Annotated in this window: 18 protein-coding genes and 1 other annotated feature; of the genes, 3 read left to right on the forward strand and 15 right to left on the reverse strand. The window is 38.0% G+C overall.

Annotated elements, in window-relative coordinates; genetic code table 11:
• Positions 1–5: 5 nt before the first annotated feature.
• The 3 genes from RN80_RS07775 to RN80_RS07785 form a co-directional block, all read right to left on the reverse strand.
• Positions 6–809 (reverse strand): hypothetical protein, encoded by an 804-nt coding sequence (locus tag RN80_RS07775; protein ID WP_000091993.1) that lies wholly within the window; start codon positions 807–809, stop codon positions 6–8.
• 80 nt (positions 810–889) lie between these two features.
• Positions 890–1,843, reverse strand: coding sequence for a helix-turn-helix transcriptional regulator (locus tag RN80_RS07780; protein ID WP_000999613.1), 954 nt, complete (start codon positions 1,841–1,843; stop codon positions 890–892).
• A 135-nt stretch (positions 1,844–1,978) separates the two neighbouring features.
• Positions 1,979–3,844 (reverse strand): AAA family ATPase, encoded by a 1,866-nt coding sequence (locus RN80_RS07785; protein ID WP_001110403.1) that lies wholly within the window; start codon positions 3,842–3,844, stop codon positions 1,979–1,981.
• Positions 3,845–4,088: 244 nt separating this feature from the next.
• On the opposite strand from RN80_RS07785, the gene RN80_RS09985 reads away from it, so the two are divergent.
• Positions 4,089–4,472: a hypothetical protein gene (locus RN80_RS09985; protein ID WP_004234198.1), complete on the forward strand. Its 384-nt coding sequence runs from the start codon at positions 4,089–4,091 to the stop codon at positions 4,470–4,472.
• A complete protein-coding gene (locus tag RN80_RS07795; protein ID WP_060628552.1) occupies positions 4,469–5,257 on the forward strand; it encodes a peptidylprolyl isomerase in 789 nt (262 codons plus the stop codon). The genes RN80_RS09985 and RN80_RS07795 overlap by 4 nt, the downstream gene beginning before the upstream one ends.
• Positions 5,258–5,432: 175 nt before the next feature.
• Here the strand turns inward: RN80_RS07795 and RN80_RS07800 are convergent, their stop codons facing one another.
• The 7 genes from RN80_RS07800 to RN80_RS07830 form a co-directional block, all read right to left on the reverse strand.
• Positions 5,433–6,974, reverse strand: coding sequence for an ABC-F family ATP-binding cassette domain-containing protein (locus RN80_RS07800; protein ID WP_000025378.1), 1,542 nt, complete (start codon positions 6,972–6,974; stop codon positions 5,433–5,435).
• Between the two features lie 116 nt (positions 6,975–7,090).
• Positions 7,091–7,564: a VanZ family protein gene (locus RN80_RS07805; RefSeq protein WP_049542941.1), complete on the reverse strand. Its 474-nt coding sequence runs from the start codon at positions 7,562–7,564 to the stop codon at positions 7,091–7,093.
• Positions 7,564–8,649 (reverse strand): dual-specificity RNA methyltransferase RlmN, encoded by a 1,086-nt coding sequence (gene rlmN, locus RN80_RS07810; protein WP_000804760.1) that lies wholly within the window; start codon positions 8,647–8,649, stop codon positions 7,564–7,566. Before rlmN ends, RN80_RS07805 begins: the two co-directional genes overlap by 1 nt.
• 20 nt (positions 8,650–8,669) lie before the next feature.
• Positions 8,670–9,200 carry a YutD family protein gene (locus RN80_RS07815; protein ID WP_060628553.1) on the reverse strand — a complete coding sequence of 177 codons (531 nt, stop codon included), beginning with the start codon at positions 9,198–9,200 and terminating at the stop codon, positions 8,670–8,672.
• Positions 9,201–9,356: 156 nt separating this feature from the next.
• Complete coding sequence (sodA, locus tag RN80_RS07820) at positions 9,357–9,962, reverse strand: superoxide dismutase SodA (RefSeq protein ID WP_000974746.1); 606 nt, start codon at positions 9,960–9,962, stop codon at positions 9,357–9,359.
• A 172-nt stretch (positions 9,963–10,134) separates the two neighbouring features.
• Positions 10,135–11,172, reverse strand: coding sequence for a DNA polymerase III subunit delta (gene holA / locus RN80_RS07825; RefSeq protein WP_060628554.1), 1,038 nt, complete (start codon positions 11,170–11,172; stop codon positions 10,135–10,137).
• A gap of 32 nt (positions 11,173–11,204) precedes the next feature.
• Entirely contained in the window at positions 11,205–12,140 is a 936-nt protein-coding gene (locus tag RN80_RS07830; RefSeq protein ID WP_049534520.1) for a dihydroorotate oxidase, read from the reverse strand.
• A 228-nt stretch (positions 12,141–12,368) separates the two neighbouring features.
• On the opposite strand from RN80_RS07830, the gene gdhA reads away from it, so the two are divergent.
• The gene (gdhA, locus tag RN80_RS07835; RefSeq protein ID WP_060628555.1) at positions 12,369–13,715 is read left to right on the forward strand and encodes an NADP-specific glutamate dehydrogenase; all 1,347 of its coding nucleotides are present in this window, start codon (positions 12,369–12,371) and stop codon (positions 13,713–13,715) included.
• A 94-nt stretch (positions 13,716–13,809) separates the two neighbouring features.
• On the opposite strand, the gene RN80_RS07840 is transcribed toward gdhA, so the two are convergent.
• From RN80_RS07840 to RN80_RS07860, 5 genes are all read right to left on the reverse strand, one after another.
• On the reverse strand, positions 13,810–14,454 hold the full coding sequence (locus tag RN80_RS07840; RefSeq protein ID WP_060628556.1) for a TetR/AcrR family transcriptional regulator: 645 nt from the start codon (positions 14,452–14,454) through the stop codon (positions 13,810–13,812).
• Between the two features lie 16 nt (positions 14,455–14,470).
• Positions 14,471–15,475, reverse strand: a complete 1,005-nt coding sequence (locus RN80_RS07845) for an NADP-dependent oxidoreductase (RefSeq protein WP_060628557.1) — start codon at positions 15,473–15,475, stop codon at positions 14,471–14,473.
• 280 nt (positions 15,476–15,755) lie between these two features.
• Positions 15,756–16,124, reverse strand: a complete 369-nt coding sequence (gene rplL, locus RN80_RS07850; protein ID WP_001196965.1) for a 50S ribosomal protein L7/L12 — start codon at positions 16,122–16,124, stop codon at positions 15,756–15,758.
• A gap of 72 nt (positions 16,125–16,196) precedes the next feature.
• Positions 16,197–16,697 (reverse strand): 50S ribosomal protein L10, encoded by a 501-nt coding sequence (rplJ, locus tag RN80_RS07855; protein ID WP_001287277.1) that lies wholly within the window; start codon positions 16,695–16,697, stop codon positions 16,197–16,199.
• 38 nt (positions 16,698–16,735) lie between these two features.
• Positions 16,736–16,871: a sequence feature (ribosomal protein L10 leader region), on the reverse strand.
• A 74-nt stretch (positions 16,872–16,945) separates the two neighbouring features.
• A complete protein-coding gene (locus RN80_RS07860) occupies positions 16,946–18,205 on the reverse strand; it encodes a TRZ/ATZ family protein (protein WP_060628558.1) in 1,260 nt (419 codons plus the stop codon).
• Positions 18,206–18,298: the final 93 nt, after the last annotated feature.

The following is an 18,298-nucleotide window of genomic DNA, read 5'->3' on the forward strand; positions in this document are numbered from 1 at the left end:
TCAAATTAGCCTCTCTTACTTTTTTCTTTCAAGATTATTTCGACTCCCGCTTGATGTAAAATATCATATCTAACACGACTTACTTCTGATTCATCGATTAAATTAAGAAGATGATCAATTTCTTTTCTTCCTTCTTCACTTAACTTTGGCTTTATATCAACTAAGTTTTTTTGTAGTCTTAAAAACAATTGAATAGCTACTTCGTAATCTTTTTTCTCTTGTAATTCTTGCTGCTTGGCTAAAAATTCTTTTTCTTTCTCTTCGTTTTTCTTCCTATTTTGTTCAGCCATTTCACAAAGTATTTCATAATCCACTGTTTGAGTCTCAAAATCTTTTTTTACCAACTCCAACATTTGAGGCGTAATACGAATACGATTATAAGCTTCTTTTACTAAGGAAGTGATTTTATCCCAATAAGGTATTTCTGAGTCTTCTCGGAACATTAATATTTCCCGATCCGTTATCACAATTTTCTTTTCTTCATCAATGAAATAGCCTTTTTCTTTGTAATTATTTAACTCAAAAATATACTTCTCTAATCTCCATTGTTTGACAATTTTTTTGGCATTGTCAGATAAATCAGCGTTGACCACATATCCATATAACCAATCAGGAAGATTAATATCACCTATAGTCCATCTTTGTTTCTCATCTGAGTATATTTTATTTCTTAATTCTCTGTCGGGAAATTTAACTTTATTAAAAACGTACTTAATAATCTCGTCACCCTCTTGAATGTATTCGTTCCAATACTTGCTATACTTAGCGTAGGGGCTAAATGGACGAGTTCTATATATAACTCTACTCATTTCATCTTCTCCTTTAGTTGGTGAAATTCACAGTATTCTTTTATAACAGATAAAACTTTCTCCCAGTCTTTCTCAAACATCTAGTCAATGTAATTTTCTTCCATTTTCTTAATAAGAATCTTCATGTCATCAATTAACGACTGTGGAGACAATACCCTTAAGGATTCCGCTTGACCCAATAGCCACCTCTTCAGCCCTGGTGTATCCTGACTCACAAATTCAATAATATTACCATTTGATGTTTTTTCAATAATTTTTGCTGTTGGGAATTGATCAACAACAATTGCTGAATCATTGACAAATAGGACTCTGATCTTTAACTCTTTTCCTATGAATGGATCTACACGTTTATTACGAATGTCTCCATCACGAAATTTTCTTCCATATGAGAGAGAAGGTTTTTTCTTTTCTTTAGATTCTACCCAACTAAGAATTCTATCTAGTTTCAAGGTCATATAAGAATCAAAAACTAAATTATAAGCTACTATGTAAAAGTAATGAGTATCATAATAAAGCGATACCGGGAAAATGGTATGATGCTTTTTAGTATTATAGGGAGATTGATATTCAATATCTAGTAGCAATTCCTTACGAATCATTTCAGACCATTCCCAAACCTTATCAATACGATTTTGTGTATCTGACAATGGTGCATAATTTAGCAACTCACTTGCAATAATACTGGAAACTTCATTTTGCTCATCTTTTGAAATAAGTGCTAATAAACTATCAAGTAATGACTTGTTTTCTTCCTTATTCAAAGATCGATTTTCTAGTAAAATCTTTGAAATTACAAGAATATCCTTTTTATTAAACAAAGATTTTCCTTTTAAGTATCTTGTATGGTGCTTTGCATCATAAGCAAGCTCTGCTGCAACCATTGGTTGTGTATCTAAGAAACCAGACAAGAGAGAAAAATCTCGTTGTATAGTTTTTTCACTAACACCAAATTCATCAGCAAGCTGAGCCTTAGATAAATGCGCGCCAGACTGTAAGCGTAAAAATATAGTTAATAAGCGTTCTTGGTCGTTCATATAATTCTAATCCTTTACTAATATTATAGCATTCCCAATGGTTCAGATTCAATCAATTTCTTAGTTCAAATCTTTTACTGATAGTACTCTTTTTCAAGCACCGATTTCTTCTTTTAGAGCCTACTATAGATTTCTCTACCTTCCGAATCCTATCAACGATATTGATTTTGAAGATTTTGCTTCAATAGCTACAATAGCCTTATTGATATCTGTCAATGTAATTTGATTTAAAAAGTTTTCATCTTCTAATTGAATCTTATCACCTTCAACCACGCGTTGTGCTTGACAGAAGACAATCTCATCTACTAATTTACGAACGTATCGAGCATTTCCAAAATTGCTACAATTTACAACTTCTGAAAAATGCTGACGTAGTACCATCTTACAATCGTCGGTTAATTGATAATGTCTTTTATTTATCATCAATTCTAAAATAGCAATTAGTTGATCAATTGTATAATCGAAAAATTTTATTTCTCTGGAAATTCTAGAGGATAATCCTGGATTAGTTTCAATGAATTGAGCCATCAATTCTTCATAACCAGCAAAAATAACCAAAACCTCATCCCGACGATTTTCCATTTCCTGTATAATCGCTGAAATAGCTTCATGTCCGAAATCTCTATCACTACTTGGAATAAGACTATAGGCCTCATCTATAAAGAGTACTCCCCCTCTTGCATCATCAAAAACTCTTTTTACTTTTGGAGCAGTTTGACCAACATATTCACCAACTAATTCCGTTCTACCTACCTCCACTAACTTATTCTCTTTAATTATCTTATTGTTGTATAAAATTTCTGAAAAGAGCCTAGCAACTACAGTTTTCCCAGTCCCAGGATTTCCGGAAAAAACAAGATGACGATTTAATACTTCGTTACTAAATCCATGTGCCTGACGCATTACAGAAACTCGACTATATGCTAACTGCTGCTTTAGGACCATTTTCACTTCTTCTAAACCAATTAATTCACTCAGCTTTTTCTCCGCATTTTCTTCATCTTCAACTGAAGATTTATTTTGGAGAATGAATCCATCGAGATTTAATTCATTTTTTTCTGAAGGATCATAATTATTTTGCACTGCAAATTCAATAAGCTCTTGAACAAAAAGGCGAACTTCTTTGGCATCCTTTAGCACGTGATTTTCAGCTACTAATCGTTCAAAATCTTCGTTACTCAAATGAACACCTTTTTGATTTAGCATTTGAATACCAATTCCTTTAAGCTCTGATTCATCATACCGGGGGAAATTAATAATTGATACCTTATTAAAAACATCGAGTAACTCTTTTCTAATAGCTTCTGCTTCTTGAATGCTTCTAGAAATAATAATATTAAAGGAATTCCCCTTCTTTTGTCGAAAATTATCAAAAATATCTGATTTTGTTTTTGATCTTGCCGAAAGATAATCAACTAATACAGCGAAATCTTTTTCACTCATTTTAGGAACAAAATAATGATTGCAATTAACAAATATCGCATTCATACCAAAGATAGACTCTAGAAACTTGATTGCAAACTTTCTACCCGTTCCTTTCTCACCAGTAAAAATATAAAAATGTTGTTGATTTTCATTATTGCTTATTTTTTCTTGGAAGGATATATAATCAATGAATTCTCGAATAGCTCCTTTAAATTCAATTAGGGCAATAATATCATTCAACTCGTCCAACTTTTCTAAATTGGGTTTTAATTGTTCAGAAAATCTTTCTTTTTCTGCACTAAGTAAGAATTTGACTAAATCTCCTATATCACTTCTGCCAAGTTTCTTGATAAAATCACTTTCTATTAAAGGCTCTACCTTAGCTAGTAAGAACTCATAATCAAAAAAATCATTTATTTTTTTCATAATTTCTTGGTCATTGTAATTTTCTTGAGAAATAAGATAGTATGATTCTCCTTCTTTCAAAAAAATTAAATGATTAGACGTAATAAAATCATTCGTCTGAGTTTTAAAAAAATCATCAGGATTCTTAAATTCAACTTGATAGTAATTCATTCACTCTCACCTCTTTTTATAATAAATTAATTTTACAAAAAAGGATGGACATTTATTGTCTAGTTAATTATTTTTTAAGAAAATAAAAAAGAACACCCAAAAAAGTAATCTTTTTAAGTATAGTAATTCTTTCGAATTAACGTTTACTAAATTGTGATGCTTTACGAGCTTTCTTAAGATCTGGTTTCCAAAATACTTTGAGTATACTTATGACATTGATGCCCCTAAACATTTAAAAACTCTGGTGGAAAAAGGTTATGCAGTCATTGAAACAGCTTTTGACTCACTTGATCATCTCAATGCTACTATGAAAAAGAATATTCTGAAAAGCAAGGGAATTACAGGACTATCTAAGATGAAGGCTGCAGATCTGGAGCAAACCCTTCATAACAACTTTTCAGAAGAAGAATTAGCAAGTCACTTTACCGTTCGTGGCTACAAATTAACTCCAAAGGGGAGCAGATACTGGAACAATACAAGGGAATTATCAACCGCCATCCAAAGAAGAATCTCTAATCAAGTGATTTTTTGGTCGATTTTCTCTAAAACTACCTTGTCACTAATATTTGAAATCCACTTCCTTTTAGGGTACAATGGTAGAAATGAATTTTTGAGAGGATCAGAATGAAAAAACTAGCAACCCTTCTTTTACTATCAACTGTAGCCCTAGCTGGATGTAGCAGCATCCAACGTAGTTTGCGTGGTGATGACTATGTAGATTCTAGCTTGGCCGCTGAGGAAAGTTCCAAAGCAGCTGCCCAATCTGCCAAGGAGTTAAATGATGCTTTGACAAACGAAAACGCCAATTTCCCACAACTATCTAAAGAAGTTGCTGAAGACGAGGCTGAAGTCATTCTCCACACAAGTCAAGGAGATATCCGTATCAAACTCTTCCCTAAACTCGCTCCTCTAGCGGTTGAAAACTTCCTCACTCATGCTAAAGAAGGCTACTATAACGGTATTACCTTCCACCGTGTCATCGATGGCTTTATGGTCCAAACTGGAGATCCAAAGGGAGACGGTACAGGTGGTCAGTCTATCTGGCATGACAAGGATAAAACTAAAGACAAGGGAACTGGTTTCAAAAACGAGATTACTCCTTATCTATATAACATCCGTGGTGCTCTTTCTATGGCTAATACTGGTCAACCAAACACCAATGGTAGCCAGTTCTTCATCAACCAAAACTCTACAGATACCTCTGCTAAACTCCCTACAAGCAAGTATCCAAAGAAAATCATCGAAGCCTATAAAGAAGGGGGAAACCCTAGTCTAGATGGCAAACACCCAGTCTTTGGTCAAGTGATTGACGGTATGGATGTTGTAGATAAGATTGCCAAAGCAGAAAAAGATGAAAAAGACAAGCCAACTACTGCTATCACAATCGACAGCATCGAAGTGGTAAAAGACTAAGATTTTATACTCAATGAAAATCAAAGAGCAAACTAGGAAACTAGCCGCAGGCTGTACTTGAGTACGGCAAGGCGACGTTGACGCGGTTTGAATTTGATTTTCGAAGAGTATTAAATCTTAAAAACCAAAAAATACAGTATCCACATTCGGTACTGTATTTCTTTTACTCTCATTCTTAAGTTAAATTATTAAAATCCCATATTTGGTCCATCCAGCCTTCATAGAAGTCTGGTTCGTGACAGACCATAAGAATAGATCCCTTGTATTCTTTGAGAGCACGTTTGAGTTCATCCTTGGCATCCACATCCAAATGGTTGGTCGGCTCGTCCAGCACTAAAACGTTGTTTTCACGATTCATCAAGAGACAGAAACGAACCTTGGCTTGTTCCCCACCTGACAAAACCTGAATTTGGCTTTCAATATGCTTGGTTGTCAAACCACAACGGGCAAGGGCTGCACGGACTTCTGCTTGATTAAGGGCAGGAAAGGCATTCCAGACAGCTTCAAGAGGTGTTTGACGATTGCCTCCTTCTACTTCCTGTTCAAAGTAGCCAAGTTCTAGGTAGTCTCCACGTTCAACCTCTCCAGCGATTGGTGGAATAATGCCCAAGAGGGACTTCAAGAGAGTTGTTTTCCCGATACCATTTGCCCCGATAATAGCAACCTTTTGATTACGTTCAAAGGTAAGATTTAAAGGCTTGGTCAGAGGACGATCATAACCAATTTGCAAATCCTTGGCTTGGAAAATAAAACGCCCTGGTGTACGAGCTGGTTTGAAATCAAAGGATGGCTTTGGTTTCTCACTTTGCAGTTCGATAATATCCATCTTATCCAATTTCTTCTGACGGGACATGGCCATGTTTCGTGTTGCAACACGCGCTTTGTTTCGGGCAACAAAGTCCTTAAGGTCCGCAATTTCTTTCTGCTGACGTTCGTAGGCTGCCTCTAGCTGAGATTTCTTCATAGCATAGACTTCTTGGAACTGGTAGTAGTCACCAGAGTAACGCGTCAGCTGTTGATTTTCCACATGATAGACGATATTGATAACATCGTTCAAGAATGGAATATCGTGTGAAATAAGGACAAAGGCATTCTCATAGTTTTGGAGATAGCGCTTGAGCCAGTCAATATGCTCAGCATCCAAGTAGTTGGTTGGCTCGTCCAAAAGCAAGATATCGGGCTTTTCAAGGAGGAGTTTTGCCAAAAGCACCTTGGTTCTTTGCCCACCTGACAAAGAAGTTACATCTGTATCCATGCCAAAGTCCATGACACCAAGGGCACGCGCTACTTCGTCAATCTTAGCATCCAAGGTATAGAAATCACGACTCTCTAAACGATCTTGCAGTTCGCCAACTTCTTCCATGAGAGCATCAACATCCGCACCGTCTTCAGCCATTTCCATATAAAGGTCATTGATACGAGCTTCAGCTTTAAACAGCTCATCAAAAGCCGTACGGAGAACATCACGCACCGACTGGCCTTCAGCAAGGACAGAGTGTTGATCCAAGTAACCCGCAGTCACATATTTGGACCACTCAACCTTTCCTTCATCTGGCAGCATTTTACCAGTCACAATGCTCATAAAGGTTGATTTTCCTTCACCATTGGCACCGACCAGACCGATATGTTCTCCCTTAAGGAGGCGGAAGGACACATCTTCAAAAATTGCACGGTCACCAAAACCATGACTCAGATTTTTAACTTCTAAAATACTCATTTTAATTCCTTATCTTGTTTTTATACTCTTCGAAAATCAAATTCAAACCACGTCAGCTTCACCTTGCCGTACTCAAGTACAGCCTGCGGCTAGCTTCCTAGTTTGCTCTTTGATTTTCATTTAGTATTATGTAATCGGTTATAGAGGAGCCAAGCCAGATAGCCACCCAAGGTATTGGTCCACAAATCATCAATCTCAAAGACTCGATTAAAATCAAAGAAAAAGTCCAAGACCAACTGCGTACACTCGATTCCAAGACTCACTAGAAAACTGAAAAGAAGGACCTTTTTTGTTTTCCGCAAGTTTGGAAGGAGATAAAGGAGTTGGAAAATCAGAGGAAAAAGTAAGAAGACATTGAGGATATTTTGTAGAAAAATCCAATATAATTGTCCAATGTCACTCACTTCACCTAGTTTCCAGAGAGAATTGAAAGGAGTCAAAAGAAAAACCAGGCGTCCAAGATGCTGAATACCTGGAGTTTCCACTCCCACGGGAGATTGTTCTTGAGGAGTAAAGCAAAAATAGACGATACAAATGCTATAGAAAATGACTCCCCAGACCAAAACATGATTATAACTCTTCTTCATCATTAAGGATTGACTGCTGCGACTGCTTTCTGGCGGTCACGTTTCATTGTGTTAGAGCGCAATTGTCCACAAGCTGCATCAATATCTGTACCATGCTCTTGACGAACAACACAGTTGACCCCTTTTTTCTTAAGCGTATCATAGAAGGCCAGGACGCGCTCTTTAGGACTACGGCTATATTGGTCATGCTCACTAACTGGGTTATAAGGAATCAAGTTGACATAAGACAATTTCTTGATGTTCTTGAGCAATTCAGCCAATTCTAAGGCTTGTTCTACACCGTCATTTACTTCATTGAGCATGATATACTCAAAGGTTACACGACGATTGGTTGTTTCGATATAGTACTCAATAGCAGCAAAGAGTTTTTCAATCGGAAAGGCACGGTTAATCTTCATGATGCTTGAACGCAACTCATTGTTAGGTGCGTGAAGGGAAACGGCAAGATTGACCTGAACTCCTTCATTAGCAAAATCACGAATTTTATGGGCCAAACCTGAGGTTGAAACCGTAATGTGACGAGCACCGATAGCCATTCCCTTGTCATCATTGATGGTACGGACGAAATTCAAGACATTGTTGTAGTTATCAAAGGGCTCACCGATACCCATGACAACGATATGGCTGACGCGTTCGTCCTGACCACGCTCATCAAAGTATTTCTGAACCAGCATGATTTGTGCTACGATTTCACCGTTATTGAGGTCACGTTGTTTCTTAATCAAACCAGAAGCACAGAAGGTACAACCGATATTACAGCCGACCTGAGTGGTCACACAGACTGACAAACCATAGTGTTGACGCATGAGTACTGTCTCAATCAACATACCATCAGGCAATTCAAAAAGATATTTAACGGTACCATCAGCAGACTCTTGAACGATACGCTGTTTCAAGGGATTGACCACAAATTGGTCATTGAGCTTAGCAATCAAATCCTTGGAAAGGTTGGTCATCTCTTCAAATGACTGGACACGTTTACGATATAGCCATTCCCAAATTTGGTCTGCACGGAATTTCTTTTCTCCCTGCTCCAAAACCCATTCCTGCATGGTTTGACGTGTTAAACTATAAATTGACGGTTTCATTTCTTCTCCTTATTCTCTACTCACTTCTGACGAATGACAAAATGACGTTGTCCCTTGTCCTCTTTCTGAGAATGCTGGTCTTTCTGACGACGTCTATTTTTCTTATCTGCATTCGGTTTTCGTTTAGTTTGAGTCGATTTCTTTCCTTTTCTAGAAGATGTTTCTTCTTCCTTCTTACGCATTTTCTTGTCAAATGATGCTCGCTTAGGGGCTTCATTTTCTAGGACAAAATAGGCACAACCATAACTACAATACTCTAAAAGGTAGTCTTGTAAACGACTGATTTTTTCAAGTTTTTCTTCTGTTCGGTCATCCTTGTAAAAACCTCGTAGGCGAAGCTGTTCATTACTCCAGTCCCCCACGATATAATCAAACTTTGTTAAGACTTCTGAAAAACGCTGATTAAAAGCCGTCACATCAAAGGCATCCTTGATATTTTCCACCAAGGAAAAAGCTATCCCTTCCGTTTCAACCTTGTCCCCGTGTAAATGGAACTCAGGACCAGGAAACTTGTTATAGTTGTATAATTCAGGTGCAATTTCTTTTCGCATAGATATCCTTTTTTCACGATTACTTAATACTTTATTCTACCATAATTTCTAACAGTTAGCACGTTTCTCATAAAAATGAAAAAAGTCTGACGATTTTGTCAGACCAAAATAATATAACCTTAAAAAGAGAAGAACAATTCTTCCCTCCAACTATCATTATTTAGCAGCTGCGTACAATTCATCTACTTTGTTCCAGTTGATCACTGAGAAGAAAGCTTTGATGTAGTCAGGACGCACGTTGCGGTATTTTACGTAGTAAGCATGTTCCCAAACGTCCAAGCCCAAGATTGGTTTTTTGCCTTCTGAGATTGGTGTGTCTTGATTTGCTGTTGAAGTCACTTCAAGTTTACCCTCTTTGTTGACAACCAACCATGCCCATCCAGAACCAAAACGAGTTGTTGCTGCTGCAGTGAAGGCTGCTTGGAATTCTTCAAATGAACCAAATGTTGCATCGATTGCTGCTGCAAGTTCTGCTGAAGGAGCTGTTTTTTCAGGAGTCATCAATTCCCAGAAAAGAGCGTGGTTCAAGTGTCCACCACCATTGTTAATAAGCGCTTGACGGATATCAGCTGGGATAGATTCTACATCAGCAAGCAAGGCTTCAAGATCTTCACCGATTTCAGGGTGTTTTTCAAGAGCTGCATTAGCATTGTTGACATAAGTTTGATGGTGTTTGTCATGGTGCAAGTGCATTGTTTCCGCATCGATGTATGGTTCCAAAGCGTCGTATGCATATGGAAGTTCTGGTAAGATAATAGCCATCTGTAATACCTCTTTTTCTTTCTATATGAAAATGATAACGCAAACATTCACTTTTTTCAAGTTTTTTGCTTATAGATGAAGAAATCACTGAAATACTTTCTAATAAAACAAGCAAATCAGCAAGAAACCCACGACAAGATAATCCTGACGCGAGTTGTAGTTTCAAAAAATGTCAATTGGCCTGACTAGCAATCTGTAGGAGTGCCTTTTCAAAAAGGAAACTCTTTTCATAAAGACCTGTCTTAATCTGATAGTCTGTCTCAATCAAATAAGAAATAGCTTGCTTCAAAAAGCTCAAGGAAAGTCCTCGTGAATCCCTCAGAGCAAACTTAATCTGATAGGGATTTGGATTGCGTCCGAGAAAACTACCTAAACTACTTCCAATCTGCGATTCTGTTTGCCCAGACTCTGACAAAATTTTCACCTGAGTAAAAGTCCGAAATTGTCCTAGCATGACTGCAATCAGTTTGATTTCATCTTCACCTTGCAAGGTCAAGTCTCTAACCAAATCGCGCGCCTGGTCCATCTTTTTAGTCAGAATAAACTGAGTTAAATCAAAAATATTGTCCTGCAAGGTCTTGGGAATAGCATTGACAATATCCTCTTCCTCTATAACAGAGTCTTCCTTATAGGACTGTAAAAAGAGGAGATTTTTCTGGATTTCACTAAATTGAAAACCCGATTTGACAAGAAGATTTTCAAAAGAATGATTGGTAAACTGCAGACCTTGTTTCTGGCTCCACTTTTGGAAATACTGGCGCAATTCTTGTTCTTTGGCTTCTACTGCATCAAAGACCTTGGCATCACGCTTCAGTAATTTAACCAACCGTCTTTTGCTATCCAACTTTCCTTCTGCAAAGATTAACAACTTGGTTGTTGGTGAAGGATTGTCAAAGTATTCCTCAAATGACTTGAGCTCATCATCTGTCAAAAAGCGTTTTTTAGCAGTCGTGATATCAACAAAATGGTCTAATATCACGATTTTTTCATCCGCAAAGAAAGGAAGACTGACCAACTCCAGTTCCACATCCTTGTAAACTACTTCTTTCATATCAAAGTAGGCAAAGTTGAGGTCGGCAGAATCATAACCAATCTGTTTCAATACTTGACTCTTCATAACTTCAAACTGACCCTGATCTGTCCCTGTAAATAGGCTCAGGCTCGATAAATTTGATAAAGTCAACTTCTGGCTTTCTTCAATGGCTAGCATCTTCTCTCCTTTCTTCTAACTTTTTAGTTCATTTAATCGATATAGCGCAATTTCCCACGGAAATCCTCTAGGCTCTCGTACCCTTTTTCCTCCATGATTGCTTTCAGTTCATTGGTAATACGATCAAAAGCACCAACTCCCTCTTTGTGAAGGGTGGTTCCCACCTGCACCATACTCGCTCCACAGAGGATATGTTCAAAGGCATCACGACCAGTCAAAACGCCACCGGTTCCGATGATTTGGATTTGAGGATTTAAGCGTTGATAAAAGGCATGAACATTAGCTAGAGCAGTTGGTTTGATATACTCACCACCAATGCCACCGAAACCATTTTTAGGACGAATAACGACAGACTCATCTTCTATATAAAGGCCGTTTCCGATAGAGTTGACGCAGTTGACAAACTTAAGAGGATACTTATTGAAAATAGCTGCCGCTTGGTCAAAGTGAACAATGTCAAAATATGGTGGCAATTTAATTCCTAAAGGTTTGGTAAAATAGGCAAATACCTCTGCCAAAATCCGGTCTGTTGTCTCAAAATCATAGGCAATCTGAGGTTTTCCTGGAACATTTGGACAGGAGAGGTTTAGCTCAGTCAGACCACGAAAATCACTCTCTTGGACTTTTTTCAAGATAGTATGGGTTTCCTCTGGAGACATGCCAACTAGAGATAAAAAGAAAGTTCGGTTTGGCTCTTTTTCCTGCAAGTCCAAAAGATAGTCCAAATAATAGTCTAAACCATTATTTGGCAAGCCCATAGAGTTGATAGAACCAAGTGGAACATCTTGGTAGCGTGGCTCAGGATTTCCCTGACGAAAGTCCAAGGTTGCTGTCTTAGTGACAAAGGTTCCTGCCGCTGAGTTTTTAACCCCTTCTAACTCCTCTATCGTCATACAAGCCACACCTGCTGCATTCATCAAACAATTGTCAAACTCAAAGCCAGCTATTTGTGTTTTCGTTGATACCATGATTCTAATCCTCCAGATTCCTTTTATTGCTAATATTATATCACATTTTCAGATTTTCTCTTTGAGAAAGATATTTACAAGAAAAAGGTTCGTTTTTATCTATTTTCAAAAAGTCTCAAAACTAAATTGATAGAATTTTTAGAAAATTTTTGTTTTTCTCTTTACAGTTAAAAAATTTTCTGCTATAATGACTCATGTAATAAAATATAACAACAAAAGGAGAACGATATGACATCTGCTAAAGAATATATCCAAAGCGTGTTTGAAACTGTAAAAGCTCGTAACGGGCACGAGGCTGAATTCCTCCAAGCTGTCGAAGAATTTTTCAACACTTTAGAACCTGTATTTGAAAAACACCCTGAGTATATAGAAGAAAATATCTTGGCACGTATTACTGAACCAGAGCGCGTGATTTCTTTCCGTGTTCCTTGGGTTGACCGTGATGGAAAAGTTCAAGTAAACCGTGGCTACCGTGTTCAATTCAACTCAGCTGTTGGACCATACAAAGGCGGACTTCGTTTCCACCCAACTGTAAACCAAGGGATTTTGAAATTCCTCGGATTTGAACAAATCTTTAAAAACGTCTTGACTGGACTCCCTATCGGTGGAGGTAAAGGTGGATCAGACTTCGATCCTAAAGGTAAAACAGATGCTGAAGTGATGCGCTTCTGCCAAAGCTTCATGACTGAACTGCAAAAATACATCGGCCCATCACTTGATGTACCTGCTGGTGATATCGGTGTTGGTGGACGTGAGATTGGTTACCTTTACGGTCAATACAAACGCCTTAACCAATTTGATGCTGGTGTCTTGACTGGTAAGCCTCTTGGATTTGGTGGTAGCTTGATTCGTCCAGAAGCAACTGGTTACGGTTTGGTTTACTACACTGAAGAAATGCTCAAAGCTAACGGTAATAGCTTTGCTGGTAAGAAAGTTGTTATTTCAGGTTCTGGTAACGTTGCTCAATACGCTCTTCAAAAAGCGACTGAACTTGGTGCAACTGTTATCTCTGTATCTGATTCAAATGGTTATGTCATCGATGAAAATGGTATCGACTTCGATCTTTTGGTTGACGTTAAAGAAAAACGTCGCGCTCGTTTGACTGAGTATGCAGCTGAGAAAGCAACCGCTACTTATCATGAAGGTTCTGTATGGACTTACGCTGGAAACTATGACATCGCTCTTCCATGTGCGACTCAAAACGAAATCAACGGTGAAGCAGCTAAACGTTTGGTTGCTCAAGGCATTATCTGTGTATCTGAAGGTGCCAACATGCCAAGCGACCTTGATGCCATCAAAGTTTACAAAGAAAATGGTATCTTCTACGGACCTGCCAAAGCTGCCAACGCTGGTGGTGTAGCCGTTTCAGCCCTTGAAATGAGCCAAAATAGTCTTCGCCTTTCATGGACTCGTGAAGAAGTTGATGGACGTCTCAAAGACATCATGACAAACATCTTCAACACAGCTAAAACAACTTCAGAAACATACGGTCTTGATAAAGACTACCTTGCAGGAGCTAACATTGCTGCCTTTGAAAATGTAGCAAACGCTATGATTGCACAAGGTATTGTTTAAGACTCATTTGCTTAATCCTCAATCACTCTGATTGGGGATTTTTATATTGGGTTCAAAAAAACTCACCATTAACAGTGAGTTTTAACATCAGAATTTATTTTACTTTCATTAAGGCAGATGACAAACATTCAACAATTTCATCAACTACTTCATCTATGTTTATAGTTCCTTCATCATTCAACATCATGGGAATAAGATAAGAAAAACTCAATGCTAAAATGTATCGAACAATTCTTTCATTTGACCAATTTAGAATAAGTCCTTTTTCTTTAAATTGATTCAAAACAGGGCTAATTGGTTCTATTATAGATTGAACAATAATATTTCCTAACTGGATAGAAAGATTTTGATCAATAAAAGAACGCCCCAAGAGAATTTTAACATGCATTTGATTCTCCTGAATGAAAAAGAGCCTATCTCTAACAATACTTTTTAAAAAGAAGGGAAAAGTTTCTTGATCTACTGTGAATTTCTTTTCTGAGAAATCCGCAATCACTTCTGGAATAACCTGTTCTAGAAAAGTAGATAAAATGGCTTCTAAAATACCTTCCTTTGTTTTAAAGTAACTAAAAACCGTTCCTTCTGACACTCCAGCGCGTTCGGCAATAAGGCTGGACGTTGTATTTTCAAATCCAATTTCTGAGAATAATTTTAAGCTTGATAATAATACTCGACGTTGTTTCAAGCTCAAGTTGCTAGCTTCTAACGTCTGAGCATACTTTTGTTCTAAACTTTCCATCGCTAGCACCTCTCTTCTACTCTCTTACTTTTACAACTTTTTTGCCTCGACTGTGTCCCATTTTCAGACTACGATAGGCTTCTCTAACTGACTTTAGAGAAAAGTCATACACTTGATCAATTTTCAGCTGAACCTTCCCTTCTGAGACCATTTCATATAAAGTGCTAAAATCATCGTATGTAGAATGTCTCGGACCAGTAAACTGAGCACCTTTTATCATAACATAGGGTGAAGGTACTAATGTCCCAATAGCTGTTCCCTTTAAACCTAAACTAAAAGCCAATCTAACATAATCAGATCCATAACAATCCAAAAACTTTGTAATAGGCGTTGGACTAGCTGATAGAAGAGCCTTCTTGATGTTCTCTTCGTAACTTACTGGTATGGCACCTAAAGACTTCAGATACTCTGCATTTTTCTTACTTGCTATTCCAATCACTGTCGCCCCCTTAGCAACTGCATACTGTACTGCGATACTTCCAATACCTCCTGCTGCAGCTGAAATAACTACAACATCTTTAGAGTTTAGCTCAATCTTTCTAAAAGCACCTCCCACTGTTAGAGAAGCTACTCCCATAGTAGCTGCGTGAGTCATGTCGATCATCTCTGGTTTCAATGCAATTTCCGATTCATTGACACAAATTTCTGTTGCTAAAGCTCCCCTCTTAGTTCCCAAACCAGGATCGCTAATCATTGTTCCAAACACCTTATCCCCTACTGAAAATCTAGTTACTTTATTACCAACTTCTGTAATAACACCAGAAAAATCTCTCCCCACACCTTTTGGAAATAAAGATGATTTAGATTCAAACCAACGACTTGGTTTCCTTAATTTCGTCATAAAAGATAAAAATCGAAGGGGTTTCGCTCCTTCAAAAGTTTTATAATCAATAGGATTTAAACCAACAGCATGAACTTCTACTCTCACTTGATTTACATCCAAGGCTGTAGAGTCGATCTTCACCAAATCCAAGACCTCTTCGTTACCGAAACGACTGTACTCTATTGCTTCAACAACCATTTTCTTTACTCCTTAATTTCACAAAAATTGAGTGAACACTCATTTTCATAAATTATACTCTTAATTTGTAAGAAAATCAATATTATCGTTTGATAACGATTTATGACATGATACAAATATCCATCATTTCGATTTACCAATATGATTCTTTCAATCTAACTCTCCTCACTTTTAAAGAATACTAGCCCCCTTTTTGCCCCTTCTTGAACAAAAAGAAAAACCGCTAGTCCTAAGAATAGCGGTTTAATCATGTTTTTAAGCTACTAATATAGTCGCTCTATTATTTAAGAGTAACTGAAGCTCCAGCTTCTTCCAATTTAGCTTTGATTTCTTCAGCTTCTGCAGTTGCAACGCCTTCTTTAACAAGTGCTGGTGCACCGTCAACAAGTTCTTTAGCTTCTTTAAGTCCAAGACCTGTGATTTCACGTACAACTTTGATAACGCCAACTTTTTTGTCGCCTGCAGATGTCAATTCAACGTCGAATGAATCTTTAGCAGCACCAGCGTCAGCAGCACCAGCTGCAGCAACAGCTACAGGAGCAGCTGCAGTTACACCAAATTCTTCTTCGATAGCTTTTACAAGGTCGTTCAATTCAAGGATTGAAGCTTCTTTAATTTCAGCAATAATGTTTTCAATGTTCAATGCCATTGTTATTTCCTCCAAATATGTTTTAAATTTATAATAGATTTTCGTAGCTAGGCTACGCTGCGTAGCTTAAGATTAAGCTGCGTCTTCTTTGTTGTCTGCAACCGCTTTGACTGCAAGAGCAACGTTGCGCACTGGCGCTTGAAGTACAGAAAGGAGCATAGAAAGAAGTCCTTCGCGGTTTGGAAGAGTTGCAAGAGCAAGAATCTCTTCTTTAGATGCGACAGCGCCTTCGATTGCACCACCTTTGATTTCAAGTGCTTCAGCGTTTTTAGAAAAGTCGTTCAAGATTTTCGCTGGTGCGATAACATCTTCGTTAGAAAATGCTACTGCAGATGGTCCAACAAATACAGATGCAAGATCTTCAAGACCAGCTTTTTCAGCTGCACGACGCAAGATTGAGTTTTTAATCACTTTATACTCAACTTCGCTTCCACGAAGCTCACGACGAAGAACTGTATCTTGCTCAACTGTCAAACCACGAGCGTCTACAACGACGATAGATGCAGCAGCTTTCATTTTTTCAGCTACTACGTCAACTAGTTCCGCTTTTTTAGCAATAATTGCTTCACTCATTAGTGTGTTCACCTCCGTTATTATTTTGCTTGGGGAAATTTTTCAAAAGAAAAACGCGCCCAAACCTAGACACGAAAGTACAATACGCTTCTTTTTACATGATACGTTTTGTCCTCGGTAGGATATTTATGAGTCGAGCTCCCCTACTGTCTTAGGCAGTTTTTTCAAACCGTATATAAGTATAGCATAGTTAAAAAAAGAATGCAAGATTTTTGCAAACTTTTTTAAAATTTTTTGTGATTTTTCTTTTAAAGTTCTACTGTTAGGACTTGGCCTTGCTTAACAACCTGTTCTCCAGCGATATAAACATCATCAACGTCACTGGATTTGACTGCATAAATGAGGTGGGACAGCATATTTTCCTGAGGTTGGAGATGAATTTTCCCTTGTGGTTGGATGACCAGAAAATCTGCTTGCTTGCAAACTTCCAGACTTCCTATCTGATTTTCCATTCCTAGGACCTTAGCACCTTCGATTGTCAGAGCCTTGAGAGCTGTTTCGATAGGGAATTGGCTGGCATCCCCACTCTTCATTTTCTGTAAGAGAGCTGCTGTTCGTCCTTCCTCAAACATATCAAGGTTGTTGTTGGAAGCAACTGAATCTGTCGCAATTCCTACTGCCATTCCCGCTTTTTGGAGTTGGATGATTGGAGCGATTCCTGAGGCCAGTTTGAGGTTACTGATAGGATTGTGAGCGATAGCCACTTGAGAAGTTGCCAAACGTTCAATTTCTCTCTCGTTTAATTCGACCCCGTGAGCAAAGACAGATGGATGATCTAAGTAACCCAGTTCTTCGAGAAAATCAAGAGGACGTTTACCGTATCGTTTCAGGATAATTCCTGACTCCTCCTTGGTCTCCGCCACGTGGATATGGATAGGAATATTCAACTCTTTTGCCAGATCTAAGCTTTCTGCCAGCAAGTCTCTACTACAGCTGTAGGGAGAATGTGGGGCCACCATCACCTTGAAATTTGGATTTTTATATCCAATAATTTCTTCAATGATTGCTCGAGTTCTACTTATAGTCTCAGCAGTTGTCTCTGCCTCTGAAGAAAAAAGAGTCGGTGAGAAATAACAACGCATCTTGGAATCTTTCACTGCCTGATAAATCCGCTCAATATCCACACCATTGGGATTATACATATCATTAAAGGTTGTTGTTCCTGACTGGAGCATCTCTGTCAGAGCTTCTTTGACCGCCTTAGTAGTCATGTCGGGAGTAAATCCTGCTTCTGCAGGCCAGATATAGTCATTGAGCCATTCATGGAGATTGCTATCATCTCGAATTCCTCTCAATCCGGTCATAGCAGAATGGGTGTGGCAATTAACCAAACCAGGCATAATCCAGGCTCCCTGATAGTCTATAATCTGCTCAGCTTGCTCTATAATCTCTGACTGCTCTTGACCAACATAGACGATTTGAGAATCCTTAACGGCTAAGATTCCATCTAGATAAACATGGAAATCTTTGTCACAAGTCACGATATTTACATGCTGAAAGACTTTCATTCTAGGCTCCTTTTCTATAAGACAATTTACAGTGAATAATTTTTCTAGCTATTGTAACAAAAAAGTCACCCAAAGGCAACTTTTTTCGTTCAT

Source organism: Streptococcus mitis (assembly GCF_001281025.1).
Lineage (GTDB): Bacteria > Bacillota > Bacilli > Lactobacillales > Streptococcaceae > Streptococcus > Streptococcus mitis_AK.

What these genes read in the sequence shown, in the direction of transcription:
- RN80_RS07830 (WP_049534520.1), bottom strand. Translation starts at nt 12,140, where the DNA reads ATGGTATCAACGAAAACACAAATAGCTGGCTTTGAGTTTGACAATTGT.
- rlmN (WP_000804760.1), bottom strand. Translation starts at nt 8,649, where the DNA reads ATGAAACCGTCAATTTATAGTTTAACACGTCAAACCATGCAGGAATGG.
- RN80_RS07860 (WP_060628558.1), bottom strand. Translation starts at nt 18,205, where the DNA reads ATGAAAGTCTTTCAGCATGTAAATATCGTGACTTGTGACAAAGATTTC.
- RN80_RS07775 (WP_000091993.1), bottom strand. Translation starts at nt 809, where the DNA reads ATGAGTAGAGTTATATATAGAACTCGTCCATTTAGCCCCTACGCTAAG.
- sodA (WP_000974746.1), bottom strand. Translation starts at nt 9,962, where the DNA reads ATGGCTATTATCTTACCAGAACTTCCATATGCATACGACGCTTTGGAA.
- RN80_RS07780 (WP_000999613.1), bottom strand. Translation starts at nt 1,843, where the DNA reads ATGAACGACCAAGAACGCTTATTAACTATATTTTTACGCTTACAGTCT.
- holA (WP_060628554.1), bottom strand. Translation starts at nt 11,172, where the DNA reads ATGCTAGCCATTGAAGAAAGCCAGAAGTTGACTTTATCAAATTTATCG.
- RN80_RS07805 (WP_049542941.1), bottom strand. Translation starts at nt 7,564, where the DNA reads ATGATGAAGAAGAGTTATAATCATGTTTTGGTCTGGGGAGTCATTTTC.
- RN80_RS07785 (WP_001110403.1), bottom strand. Translation starts at nt 3,844, where the DNA reads ATGAATTACTATCAAGTTGAATTTAAGAATCCTGATGATTTTTTTAAA.
- RN80_RS07795 (WP_060628552.1), top strand. Translation starts at nt 4,469, where the DNA reads ATGAAAAAACTAGCAACCCTTCTTTTACTATCAACTGTAGCCCTAGCT.
- RN80_RS07800 (WP_000025378.1), bottom strand. Translation starts at nt 6,974, where the DNA reads ATGAGTATTTTAGAAGTTAAAAATCTGAGTCATGGTTTTGGTGACCGT.
- RN80_RS07845 (WP_060628557.1), bottom strand. Translation starts at nt 15,475, where the DNA reads ATGGTTGTTGAAGCAATAGAGTACAGTCGTTTCGGTAACGAAGAGGTC.
- RN80_RS07840 (WP_060628556.1), bottom strand. Translation starts at nt 14,454, where the DNA reads ATGGAAAGTTTAGAACAAAAGTATGCTCAGACGTTAGAAGCTAGCAAC.
- RN80_RS07815 (WP_060628553.1), bottom strand. Translation starts at nt 9,200, where the DNA reads ATGCGAAAAGAAATTGCACCTGAATTATACAACTATAACAAGTTTCCT.
- rplL (WP_001196965.1), bottom strand. Translation starts at nt 16,124, where the DNA reads ATGGCATTGAACATTGAAAACATTATTGCTGAAATTAAAGAAGCTTCA.
- gdhA (WP_060628555.1), top strand. Translation starts at nt 12,369, where the DNA reads ATGACATCTGCTAAAGAATATATCCAAAGCGTGTTTGAAACTGTAAAA.
- rplJ (WP_001287277.1), bottom strand. Translation starts at nt 16,697, where the DNA reads ATGAGTGAAGCAATTATTGCTAAAAAAGCGGAACTAGTTGACGTAGTA.